Annotated in this window: 11 protein-coding genes; 1 reads left to right on the top strand and 10 read right to left on the bottom strand. The window is 41.9% G+C overall.

Going from position 1 to position 12,762, the window contains the following annotated elements:
• Positions 1-37: 37 nt before the first annotated feature.
• Positions 38-1,141, bottom strand: coding sequence for a Gfo/Idh/MocA family protein (locus MKY28_RS11125; protein ID WP_340935985.1), 1,104 nt, complete (start codon positions 1,139-1,141; stop codon positions 38-40).
• Between the two features lie 266 nt (positions 1,142-1,407).
• On the opposite strand from MKY28_RS11125, the gene MKY28_RS11130 reads away from it, so the two are divergent.
• Positions 1,408-1,752, top strand: coding sequence for a winged helix-turn-helix transcriptional regulator (locus tag MKY28_RS11130; RefSeq protein WP_074095086.1), 345 nt, complete (start codon positions 1,408-1,410; stop codon positions 1,750-1,752).
• 72 nt (positions 1,753-1,824) lie between these two features.
• On the opposite strand, the gene MKY28_RS11135 is transcribed toward MKY28_RS11130, so the two are convergent.
• The 9 genes from MKY28_RS11135 to MKY28_RS11175 all read right to left on the bottom strand — a co-directional run bounded on the left by MKY28_RS11135 (position 1,825) and on the right by MKY28_RS11175 (position 12,759).
• Positions 1,825-2,622 carry a hypothetical protein gene (locus MKY28_RS11135; RefSeq protein ID WP_036615847.1) on the bottom strand — a complete coding sequence of 266 codons (798 nt, stop codon included), beginning with the start codon at positions 2,620-2,622 and terminating at the stop codon, positions 1,825-1,827.
• Positions 2,623-3,396: 774 nt separating this feature from the next.
• Complete coding sequence (locus MKY28_RS11140; protein ID WP_340935986.1) at positions 3,397-4,359, bottom strand: sensor domain-containing diguanylate cyclase; 963 nt, start codon at positions 4,357-4,359, stop codon at positions 3,397-3,399.
• Positions 4,352-4,987, bottom strand: coding sequence for a chemotaxis protein CheC (locus MKY28_RS11145; RefSeq protein ID WP_076253050.1), 636 nt, complete (start codon positions 4,985-4,987; stop codon positions 4,352-4,354). The genes MKY28_RS11140 and MKY28_RS11145 overlap by 8 nt, the downstream gene beginning before the upstream one ends.
• The gene (locus tag MKY28_RS11150) at positions 4,977-5,351 is read right to left on the bottom strand and encodes a response regulator transcription factor (RefSeq protein ID WP_340935987.1); all 375 of its coding nucleotides are present in this window, start codon (positions 5,349-5,351) and stop codon (positions 4,977-4,979) included. The genes MKY28_RS11145 and MKY28_RS11150 overlap by 11 nt, the downstream gene beginning before the upstream one ends.
• Before the next feature lie 283 nt (positions 5,352-5,634).
• On the bottom strand, positions 5,635-6,537 hold the full coding sequence (locus MKY28_RS11155; protein ID WP_017688457.1) for a carbohydrate ABC transporter permease: 903 nt from the start codon (positions 6,535-6,537) through the stop codon (positions 5,635-5,637).
• A gap of 12 nt (positions 6,538-6,549) precedes the next feature.
• Complete coding sequence (locus MKY28_RS11160; protein WP_036615861.1) at positions 6,550-7,515, bottom strand: ABC transporter permease; 966 nt, start codon at positions 7,513-7,515, stop codon at positions 6,550-6,552.
• A gap of 112 nt (positions 7,516-7,627) precedes the next feature.
• Positions 7,628-9,283 (bottom strand): extracellular solute-binding protein, encoded by a 1,656-nt coding sequence (locus MKY28_RS11165; RefSeq protein WP_036615864.1) that lies wholly within the window; start codon positions 9,281-9,283, stop codon positions 7,628-7,630.
• Between the two features lie 139 nt (positions 9,284-9,422).
• Positions 9,423-10,964, bottom strand: a complete 1,542-nt coding sequence (locus MKY28_RS11170; RefSeq protein WP_340935988.1) for a response regulator — start codon at positions 10,962-10,964, stop codon at positions 9,423-9,425.
• 13 nt (positions 10,965-10,977) lie between these two features.
• Positions 10,978-12,759, bottom strand: a complete 1,782-nt coding sequence (locus tag MKY28_RS11175) for a sensor histidine kinase (RefSeq protein WP_076253048.1) — start codon at positions 12,757-12,759, stop codon at positions 10,978-10,980.
• Positions 12,760-12,762 lie beyond the last annotated feature (3 nt).

Here is a 12,762-nt window from a genome sequence, read left to right on the forward strand (position 1 = left end):
ATCTGGATGGATCGGATTTTGTTCCGTTGAGTGAGGGTTATAGATATTGACGTTCACCGGTCTGGGCTGATTTCTCGACGGCATCCAGTAACTGATGAAGTTTCACCGCATCCGCGAAATTAGGTGCTAAGGTAGTACCTTCTTGAATATCTTTGGCAAACTTACGATAAGCCTGAGCCATGTTCAGAACAATTCCTGAGTCGTTATATAAAGAATGTGGAGCCGAGTAATAGGCATCGGGAATGGTTAGTTCACGAAGCTCGTTGTCCGTAGATCCTGCACCGCGTAATTGGTGTGATCCGAATTGAATGGATGCCGGGGCGCTCAGCACAATCGTGCCGTTGTCTCCGAAAATTTCAAGTGTGAGTCCTGTCTGATGTTTGACTCCACCTTGAATATGAACACTGGCTGCTGCCCCATTAGCCAATTTCCCTGTAATCATGATCTGATCATCCGTTGTTTTCTTGATGACTTTCTGAATATCTACCAATTCAACTTCTGAAAACTGTTGAGCTGTGGTGGCAGACAATTCTGTAAAGTCCCCAAGCATGTAAGTGAAGGCATCCAGATTATGGCCCCCTACAATGGTCAGCAAGTTCCCTCCAACTTTCCGGTCATACAAGTACGCAGTCGACTTGTCACCAACGCCACCCATGCCATCTATAGAGATCTTCAGGTTGGCAGACAACACTTTACCGACATAACCTTCTGCCAATAAATCTTTAACATATTGAACGGCCGGGGCTTGTCTAGCCTGTAATCCAATCGCATTTGGCAGTTGTGCGGACGTTATCCATTCCTGCATTTCAAGCGCTTCCTCTGTATTCGACCCCAGTGGCCATTCACAATAGATTGGTTTGCCAGCAGGCACGACGGCTTTAACGGCGTTATAATGTTCCTTGACATTAATACTGACAACGACCATATCCACATCAGGATGCTGAGCCAACTCCTTCATATTATCAAAGCCGTGATCTGCATAGAAAGCTTCTGCGCTTTTCTTTGCACTCACCATATTACTTGTCCCAACCGCTGTAAGCTCGAACTCATCCAAATGCTGAATAGCTGGAATATGTGTTCCACTCGCCCACCCGTTATTAATGGATGCCCCTATGATACCTGTACGAATTTTTTTACTCATTGTTAAACATCTCCCTTGTTAAAATTTACAGTATGATCGAATATCGGTTTGTTTCCAGCCCTTATCAGTCACTCATTTCTATGATATATTTATTTAGCTTGCTAACTATTCCATCGAGATAACATTAATTATTCTTTCATACTTTAGGTAAACTAAAATTGTTTTGGTGTTGACACCATCATAGGTGTATTTGTTTTATTAGCAAAGAGGGCAATTTAAATGAACATAGTACATCTTTTTGTACCTTTGGATCAGGAGTGATATGAATGAGAGTTTGCAACGAAGGATTTGAACAAGAGTTTATAGATGGAAAAAGTGACATGTACGCCATAGCTTTTACTCAGAATGTCCTTTCTGGGCGTTGGAAATATTTTATCTTATGGTACCTGAAAGACGAAACACGTCGATATACGGATATCAAAAAATTCCTTGGAGATCTGTCTCAAGGCTCCCTTACAAAGCAGCTTAAAGAGTTGGAGAATGATGGTGTTATTCAACGTGATGTATATCCGGAAGTTCCTCCGCGAGTTGAGTATTCGTTAACAGACAAGGGAATGAAGTTACTACCGATCCTTGAAAAGATGGAGGACTTTGGAAAAGAATACGGCTAAGCAACTTAATTGAAATGGATAGCTTAACCCAAAAAAGCCGCAATTTAGCGGCTTTTTTACTCTGAAAAATTTCTATTCTACTTTATAATCAGTAACTACATCAAATTCTCCAATAATATTGTCTCCTTCTACATCATACAAATGAATCGTTCGAACAGTACCATTCACTTGTGTTTGTGCCAAGGCTTCTTCGATGGTAGTGATTTTAGGTGTAAGATCTTCAGCTTTTAGATAACCCTCGATTCCATTGGTGCCAATTGCAGCAATCAAATCGGGTTCAACCCCAATGATTGGTTCAGATAATGCTGAGCCATAGGTATCGCCCTGTGAATTGACATCATATTTAGTTTGAAGCAATAATTCGTGAATCGTTTCCGATGTTTCAGTGTTGTTTTCAAATAAAACATTTGATGAATTTACGTTCGATAACTTTAAGTTTGGCGATTTGTATCCAGTATACCGAGTGTATCCATTCCCATTATAGAATTCACCAACGTTCTGAGCATAATACGTCGTTTTAGTCGTTATTCTTGGAGAGTAGACAAAAAAACTAGAGGTTTTCGACGTATTATATGTCATGGAACTTGAAGCTGTTAAGCTTCCGCCAGATGTGTACAATCTAGCCATAGCTCCCATATATCCATTTGGAACACTTGCTGAAGCCTTCACTGATGCAACGGCTTCAGCAGTCGTACCTGTAGTAAAATTCCGAGTCCATACTTCAGATGTGAAAGTGTACGTGTGTCCCTTAATTTTGGGTGTACTATACGGTGAAGATGCAGTATTAGCCAGGACTGTTGAAGATGCCAAAAATAACGATAGAATACAAATCATTACCGTACTAACTTTCTTCGTTTTTCTCTTATTCATAGTTTATCCTCCTCATAATAAAAAATATTTGGATTATAGTTTCAATCTTTAATCCCTCTCTGTAAATATATTAAATTTATTGTAATAATTAGATTTATTTTCCTTTTATATCATAGCACTGTTCCAGTTTTTTTGAAATAGATTCGCTAGTTTTCTTACCTTAACATCAAAGACATATTTATAAGATGTATTTCAGTCAACAATAGTGAAACCATCCACAAGGGAGTGATTAATTCTATCTTGTTGAATGTGACATTAGGTTTTGTGATCCCTATTGTTGTGTTGACTATCGCCTCTTTCAGACTTCTTCTTATTTAAAATCCAAAAAAGCCGCTAATATAGCGGCTCTCCATCGGGCCTTACTCTGGTCCCGCTCAATATCGTGGTATCAACATTAATCTATGGTTTAATAGTAGCTTGCTGACCATCAGGAGCCACCGACTTATCGTTCGTCTTCACACCCCTGCGCTTCTTGTACCCTTTAAATATGAAATACCCCACTATGATTAAGATAATGGGCATTCCGTACAGTAATAGAATATAGAAACTGAACAGCAAAAGTACGATTATCGACCCATCTATTACATTCAATATGCACACTCCTTTATAAGTATTACTGGCTGAATGATTACTACATTACTCAATAACTACTCTCTCATCTTCATATGTAAAAAAATATTATTCATAGAAAAAATGTATTTTTTCTTATGTTAATTGTATAGACAAATAAAGTTGCTATTATAGCAACTTTATTAAAAGACATTTTTAGATTTCTTAAGCATTTTCAGGTTCATAAATTCCGTAACCATTCTTGCCATTCTTTTTAATCTTGTACATAGCTCCATCCGCATGTCTCAGAAGTTCGGAAGGCTCCTGTCCATGCTTGGGAAATAGGCTGATACCAATACTCATCGAAAGGTTAATATAGTTTCCGGCAATTTTGAAATGGGTACTGAATGCAGCTTCCAATCTTTTGGCGATGACTTCAGCATCGTGATCATCTTTCAGATGGCTTAAAATGATGAATTCGTCCCCGCCAAGCCGAGCTACCGTGTCCGCACTTGGAATTGTTTCACTTAATCGCTTTGCCATTTCCAGCAACACTTGATCGCCAACATGGTGTCCATATGTATCATTCACTTGTTTAAACCCATCAGCATCCACAAACATGACGGCTAGTTTGTTATGGTTTCTTTTGGCATTACTGATGGCCCAGGCAAGACGGTCATTATAAGCAAGACGATTAGGCAGACCGGTAAGTGGATCATGCAAAGACAAATGCTTGCTGATTTTCTCGGAGATTTTGATTTTGGCGTACTCCGTCTCCAGCTCTTTGATCAGATTTTTAAGTTTATATACCCTGGTATTGGTGTGTGTCATGTCAGTAATCTGAATGAGGGCATAACTCCGATCTTCATGATAGAGTGGTTCAACATGCATATTTTGTCTGAATAATTGTTCATCCTCTCCTTCATTAGGAAGAATGAATGCCTTATGTAACGCGCTTGAGCAAAACCTGCTCTGTCCATGATACAGCGCATTTTGCAAAATATTTAAATATATGTTCGACTTAAACCGTGGGCAGACCTCAAGCAGATTTAAGCCAACTACCTCTTCTACATTCTTGCCAGTAAAGCGCTCCAACCAGGCATTCCACACAACAATTTTTAAATGCCTGTCCACGATCATTATTCCCATATGGGCTTTGTTCAAAGCTTGTGAAATAAGATTATCCATTGCCCGCCTCCAACAAAGCGTCCATTTTGGCCAGCAGGCTCGATATGGAGTTCATACTCAGTGCTATGACAATGATACCTGTCACATCCGTATCGGCAAGTAAAAACGAGGTATGTAAAACCAGGACATAAACTTCATTCTGAAGCAATATTTGTTGATCGGAATTGGTGACATAGATCAGTTCAATATCAGGCAGGACGTATTCCAGTTTGATCTCGAGGAAATTACCGAATTCTCCAATAATGGCGTTAAGCAGGACATTGCTAACTTCCTTCAAAACGTCCAAATCCGTATCCATCAGGTTCGGATCGTTCGGTATAACGCTCTCACCCAGTTCTCCAAGACAGATGTTTGCCAATACTTTAGCCTGCTCAACAGGAAACATCAGAAATGCTTTTCCCTGAAATTCGTATCCGAACTGTAAGGATGACCTAAACAGGTGACCTTCACTAAAGAAAATATTGTATCTTCGATCTCCAGGATCAACATCGGATATGGAGATTAGTTCCACTTCCGGAATATTCAAAACGATACGCTTGTCTACAATCTCTGACAACATGTTAGCCGCTTGTCCCACGTAAACGTTCACTAGTTCAGTAAGCAAATCCTTCTGTAAATCATTTAGCATGATAGGCCGCCTGAATCAGTTGAATCATGGTAGTTGCCTTCTCTGCGGTTAACGGTTTATTCAAAAAACCAGAAATGCCTAACATTTCAACTTCATCCCTAGTTGTCTTCTGAATATCTGCAGATAAGATAATAATTTTGACATTGCTATCCGTTTCTCGAATCATACGAAGCATTTCTTGTCCGTTCAAACCAGGCATCAGCAGGTCAGTGGTTATAAAATCAGGTTGAAATTCCTTAAATAGGTTGTATCCTTGCTCTCCATTGTTAGCAATCTGAATCTCGCATTCTGGAATATGATCAACAATCAGCTTTGTAAGCAATTTCTGTACGAAAATGGAGTCTTCCACGATTAATACTTTCATTTTCTCTTCAGTCTCCTTGATAAAATGGTAAGAGCTCGGGATGGTCAGGCGCTGTGGACAGTTCTTGATATAGGGCTTTCGCGCGCAGTGGCACCCTGAAAAGAGACTGACTGGTGAATCAAGTAAATATAAATTATAGTAACTTTAATTTAATTGTCAACAACATTATTGAATAAGTTAGATTCGTGTATAATTGACATACTACGGCCCGCCGTTTAAAAAAACATAAAAAAACGGTCACCTAGTGACCGTTTTTGATCGGTTATCTGGAACTGCATTAAGTTTACTCTTTTACCCCTCCAAGCTGCAAGCCATGAACGAAATACTTCTGCAAAAATGGATATACAACTAAGATGGGTAATGCCGCAACAATCGTAATCGCTGCCCGAATAGATACAGGTGTGACCATGTTACGCGCAGCACCAAGATCTGCACCATTGGCAACGGCTGCACTACTGTTGGAATTCATAGAAGATGATAATAGTTTCATCAACTCATATTGCAGCGTGCTCAAGTTTTGTTTGGAAGATGCATACAGAAACGTATCAAACCAAGAATTCCATTGACCGACTGCAATGAACAGTGCAACAGTAGCGAGAACCGGTTGGCACAGCGGTAGAATAATGGAAATGAATGTTCTGAAATCTCCAGCACCATCAATTTTGGCGGATTCGATCAATCCCTCGGGTAGTGTCTGGATATAGGTTCGAATAACAATCATATTAAATGCACTGATCAGCCCAGGAATAATGTACACCAGGAAGTTGTTTAACAAATGCAAATCTTTCATTAGGAAGTAAGTTGGAATAAGACCTGCACTAAAATACATCGTAAGAACAACTGTAATGGTAATGGGCTTTCGTAATATATAATCTTTTCGGCTTAGTGTGTAAGCCAGCATGGAGGTTAAGAATAGACTTAAAACTGTCCCCAAAACCGTTCTCGCCACAGATATACCAAAGGCGCTGAAGATGGTCCCTCCTGCAAATACTGCTCTGTAGTTTTGATCTGTCCATACCCGAGGCCACAGATAAATCCCACCCCGGATGGTGTCATTACCGGCATTGAAAGATACGGCGAGTGTATTCACAAACGGATACAGGGTAACAATCGCGATTGCGATCATCAGTATACCATTTAACGTATGGAAGACAATCGGTTCAAGCCGAGATTTATTGATTCCCATCTCTAGTCCCCCTTATATTAATCGGTCTTCCCCGAGCCGTTTGGAAATTGAATTCGCCGCAAAGATCAGCGTGATACTAACTACTGTTTTGAAGATACCTGCCGCAGTAGCCAAAGAATAATTCCCGATCTGTAGTCCGTACTTCAGGACAAATATATCTATCGTCTGTGACCAGTCGACAACCACACCATTACCTAACAGATACTGAACCTCGAATCCAGCTTCCAAAATCCAGCCCATATTCATGATCAGCAAAATGATAACAATGGATTTGATTCCGGGTAAGGTCACATACAGCATTTTCTTATATCGGTTCGCACCATCAATCTCTGCCGCTTCATAGAGGGAAGGATCGATAGACGTGATGGCCGCCAAATAAATAATGGCATTCCAGCCAACTTCTTTCCATACATGGGATGCGCCTACAATGCCCCAGAAGTATTCCGGAACGCTAAGCCACATGATAGGTTCTTGAATGATATGCAGCTTCATGAGCACCACATTCACAATTCCACCATCTACAGATAGTGAACTTGCTACGATTCCTGTCACAATAATCCATGAGAGAAAGTGAGGTAAATACGATATTGTTTGAATGGTTCGTTTATATAACTTATGTTTGATCTCATTAAGTAAAATGGCAAATATAATTGCTGTCGCAAATCCGAGCACCATATTGATGACGCTCATCGCAATGGTATTACGAAGCACGTTAAGAAATGCATCGTCTGTTAGCAAAAACTTAAAGTGTTTGAGCCCGACCCATTCCTGCTGCGTGAAACTCTTCGCAGGACTGTAATTCTGAAAGGCCATAACCCAGCCCCAAATGGGATAATACGAGAATACGAGAATGTACGCAACGATGGGCAATGACATGAACATGAGTTGTCTTTGTCCGCGCAATCGTTTTAACAGTGGTGCTTTGGGAACGACTGTACTGGTGGTTTGCTCTGGTATGGCTCCAGGCGTGTTCGCCATCTTTCACTCCTCCTATTGGCTTGCAGCGACTTTAAGGATGATGTCCCCGGAAGGCACTCGCCTGAGTAATCCTTTGGTTGATACCTTCCGAGAGAATCATTGCCGCATTTTTTTATTTAACAGACCAGTTCTCGATTCTCCATTTCAGTTGATCATTAATTCGATCTTCATAGGATTTAACATCGATCTTCTTGTAAGCGTCTACATATTCAGTCCAAATGTTATCGAACTCATTCGGTTTTGACATGATTGCTTTAGGCAAGAATTTCAATGAAGTGTCTGTCATTTGTTTGTTCGCTACCGCAGCATCAGAGCCTTCTTTCAGATCGACCTGCCATGCTGGATAGTACACTGGATTTTCTGGTGCAGGAGAGAAGAAGTCACTCCACGTTTTGAAGCCGTATGCATCCAGAAGTTCTTTATCTTCCGGTTTGAGGTTGTCATAGAATTCCTCAGGTTGGTTGATCGCTCCAATTGCATTGCCATCTTCAAATGTTCCTTCGAGCTTCGGTGCAGCAGCGTAGAAACCTTCAGCTTTGTTAACCAATCTCCATGCTGGATCATCCTGCTCTGTCCGTTGCTCTGGTGTACGATAGAATCTTCCCTCTTCATTCACTTGATAGTCTACACCCTCTTCACCCCATGACAAGAGCTTCTGGTACTTCTCGTCCATAAGCTTATCGAGGAATTTGATGAGTGCGACAGGGTCTTCGGCATCTTTACTGATACCAAAACCATTGTTCAAGTTAATGACCGGACGATCCAGATAATGATCTGTGATACTTGTATCATAGACAAGCGGGAAGCCTACGTATGTCTGGCCAATTTTCCCCTGTGCTACGAGTGGGTCTTCGCCGGCTTGGAAATTCCAGTGCTGATCGAACATACTAAGCACACGTCCCGAAGAAATTTTGGCCAGATATTGATCGTAGTTCTGAACAAAGGCTTCTTTATCCAGCAATCCCTCGTTGTACAGATTGTTTAGTTCCTTATAATACCGTTTGGAGATATCTTTGTCGGCAAAAACGGTTGCGACTCCACTATCATCTACGACTACGCCCCCGTCGTTGGGGTGACCCGTAAGATGTTCAGGTGGGTTAAGCAAAGGGAACGTCCGCCAGTCTGAAGCCAATGTAGTGAAACCAATCGTTGGTTGACCATCAATAGTTGGATTCTTGGCTGCATAATCACGGACCAACTTTGTGAAATCATCCAACGTTTTTGGAGTTGGGTACCCGGCATCCTTCAGTATGGACTTTTGGATCCAGAATGCAGGACCAGAATAATAGTTACTAATGAACTCTCCTGTATACACTCCATAGTTAGGCAACCAGTAAATATGTCCGTCACTGGAATCTTTCATCCGGTTCCAGTCTTTACCGAAATGTTTCTTCAGATTAGGTGCATGCTCTTCAATGAGATCTTCGAGCGCAATAACCGCACCCGCTGAGACCAACTTGGTGTCTGCTGTGATCAGATCCGGGAAATCGCCCCCGGCAATCATAACGCCCAACTTCTGTTGAAGATCACCTACTAGAAACTCCATCTCAAGATTAACGCCGAGTTCATCCTGAATCTTCTTGTAGATTCGGTTATCTTTAGCTGGCGCCTGATTTGGCGTTCCGATAAAGGCCGAGATGTTCAGTACCTCTTTCCCATCCTTTGTAGTCGCTTTCTCATTGTCACCGCTGCATCCTGCCAGTGCCAAACTCAAAGCCAGAACGAGTGATACGGAACCCCAAAGCTTCTTTTTCTTAAGTCCCCCCATGTACTTGCCCTCCTTGGAAGTGGTATGTCTTACTGTTTTTAGTATGAAGAAATGTATGCGGTTACAAAATATATACATTTAAGGTCTACCCCCCTGTAATTGTAGGTCTTATTCAGGAGGGGTTCTTCTTTTTCATGGATCAATTCGCATACTTTTGCCTGTATTCTACTGGTTTCATGGCTGTTCGTTTTTCGAAGTGTCTGAGAAAATGCTGGTAACTGCGGTACCCTACTTGCTCCGCAATCGCACTGGATGTTTGATTCGTCTGCTGGAGCAGACGCTTCGCTTCTTCCATTCTTAAATCATGTACTACCTCGATTACACCCTTACCATACTTTCGCAAAAAGGATTGCCCTAAATGGACAGGATTCACGTAGAATCGTTCTGCGAGCTCCTGGATCGTAAATGTCTCCCTGTAATGCATCTGCACATATTCAGCAACCGTCGCCTGGATGCCACCCATTTGCCTCTCCCGGAAAATTGCCAGTGCTGACTTGCATTGCAAACAGAAATGTTCCAGATTGTTAGCAACCTCTTCTATATTTCGTTGGCCCTTCTCCAGAATTCCACTCGCCAATTCGTTCATTAGAGCATTAGGTTCTCCTCCTAATTCTCTGCACAGGGACAATCCGCGGAATATAATATGGGTAGAGAAAATATGTACAATCTCTGGCGCAGCCTTCATCTGTACAAACAGTTCAAAAGCACTCCGAATCGCAGACGAGAGTTCCTCTACAGAACCGTTTTCAAGCAAATCGCAAATATGGTCCACCTCTGACAGCGTTTCTGGATCAAACTGCCAATTTTCCAGCTGAATATCTTCGGCAAACAAAAGACGCTCTTGATTAAAAAACAAATAACGCCCAACTTCCTGAGCGGAGCGGAAGGATTCAGATAAATGCTCCAGTTTGTTGACCGTTAATCCAACCGCGATATGAATATCTCCGCAGCCGTTATGTTGCATATTATTCATCAAACGCTGGGTAAAAGCTTTAATTGCTTCAAACGTCTCATTTCTATTATTCGTTTCCTCCCCCCATACAAGCCCCAATGAGTCTCTTGTTCTGTCTATCACATAACAGCAAGTTGTTTCTTCAGCCGTTTGTTCGACTACTGAACAGACTTCCTGAATATCTCCCTGAAAGGCTATCCGCAGGTATGCCCAATGGGACTTGTTCAAACGAGGACGTATCTCTGACATCTCCTCCTCCGATATATTTTGCTTATCCTTAATCAGTGCGGACAAAAACGCTTTGATCCTTTGCTCGTTTGCATGTTCCCTTATACGCTCCTGGGTTTCACGCTCCTGCAATTGCATACGGAGACGGACCAACATATCCTCTGCTTCTGTACTGTCAACCGGTTTGGTTAGATAGTTGGAGACACCTAATCGAATAGCTTGTCTGGCATAATTAAAGTCACTGTATCCACTCGTGATGACAAACAGCACAGACTCATGTTCCAATCGTCGTGCTTCTTCTACAAGTTCCAGCCCATTCATCACAGGCATACGAATGTCTGTCACCACGAGATCAGGTCGATCTTGTTCCATCATCCGAATGGCTTCCTCACCGTTGGCGCACACGCCTCTGATTTCGAAACCATACTTTTCCCAATTGATCAGAAGCTGTAACCCTTCAATGGCATAAGGTTCATCATCGACTAACAATACTTTATACATGAGAGTTTACCTCCTATTTCCTCTGTTCGAGCTTGGAGATTGGTATACGGTACCCTGCAATGGTTTCCTTTCCAGGTACACTGCTTAGATCAAATATCGCATTTCCTTCATAAAAGAGTTCCAACCTGCGGTAGACATTGCGGAGTCCTACATGCTCGCCGTTCCTGGGTCTTTCAGAACGAATATCTCGCAGGAGCTCGGTTAATCTCCCTGCATCCATACCGATTCCATTATCGATCACCTGAATAACCAGTTCAGAAGCGTTTCGACTCGCCGTTATCTTGATCTGTCTTCCATTTTTTCGCGCCTGCAAGCCGTGTTTGCAGGCATTTTCGACGAGCGGTTGAATACTCATTCTGGGAATGAGCAACGAAGCTGCATCAGGATCAACCTCGAAGGTGTAATCAAACAGCTCTCCAAAGCGAAACTTCTCAATCTGGAGATAAAGATTCGTAAATTGCAGCTCTTCTTGCAAAGGAATCAGATTGTCAGAATGACTGAGCAACTGTCTCATCAGCTTGGACAGACTTTTAATAATCTCAATTACTTCCGTATATCCATTCTTTGTACTAACGACTAGCAAGGCATTCAATGTGTTAAATAAAAAATGGGGATTCATCTGACTCTGGAGCATGGACAATTCAGTCCTCACTTGATCCAGCTCCAGATCTTTTTGGCGGATTTCCAGTTTATATACGTCATTAATCAGCGTATGAATTTTACCAATCATGATGTTAAATGTACGAATAAGCCCGCCAATTTCGTCGCGGCCTTCGTGAATTTCAATCAGATCGAATCGTTCGTTACGAACCTTCTCCATATGTCTGGATAACTTGCGAATCCGATAGTGGTAGGAACGCAAAATAATGTAGATCAATACAGAGGGGACCACGATACTTAATGCGAGCAACCCCAGAATTGATTTAAAGGCTTCTTGCAAAAGGTGGTCAAGGTGACGCGTATCGGCAACTCCAATCAATTTCCAACCCTTTAGGTAGGCTAGATTCCCCAACGATTTTTCGAGCGTGTAAGCAGAATCTCCAGATTCCTTGAGCATTGATTCATTATCAAGGGGGGATAAGTCGGTTTCGCTGAACTCCCCACTTGAAACGACAGTTCGATTGTTGCTGTCCACCAGTCGCAGCTGAAGACTGTCTGATTCACGATTTAAAATGCTGTACACCCGGCTAAGTTCCAGATCAATCTTGGAATACTTGTTGTAATTGGCATAGGAAGTATAGGTATCCATTTTGCCAATCACACTGATTCTTCTTCCCGCGTTAAATCCGGATGGCTCAATATAATCAACGACAAGAATGCCTCCACTGGTGGATTTCAGCTGTTTCAATCCAGGGAGTACATTCTTGTCTTTCATCACGATATAATGACTGCCCGTCTGAATGGTATCGTTATCCGTATAGATACGCACCTCCAGAATATTCGCTGACATGTACCGTGTTAATTTATCTCGCAGGAATGCATGGTAGACGTTGTAATAATCCACGGGGGAGTGATAGGTCCGATCCAGTGCCTCATAGAGCGAATCGTCTGCTGCAATAATTCGGCTCAGGGCAACGCTCTCATCAATCATGCCTAGCAGTTCCCCCGCAGCCCTGTCGATGGATTTACGTAGATTTTCCTGTTCTCTAATCTTGATATCCGCAGAGGTTCGTTCATAAAAGAAGATATTAATCGTTATTACAGGAAGGAGAATACTAAGTACATAAATAAGCAGAAATTTGGATCGGAGAGGAATATCATTAACCTTACTGAACATCCAGAATTTATGACGCATATA

The organism is Paenibacillus sp. FSL R5-0473 (assembly GCF_038004565.1).
GTDB classification, from domain to species: domain Bacteria; phylum Bacillota; class Bacilli; order Paenibacillales; family Paenibacillaceae; genus Paenibacillus; species Paenibacillus amylolyticus.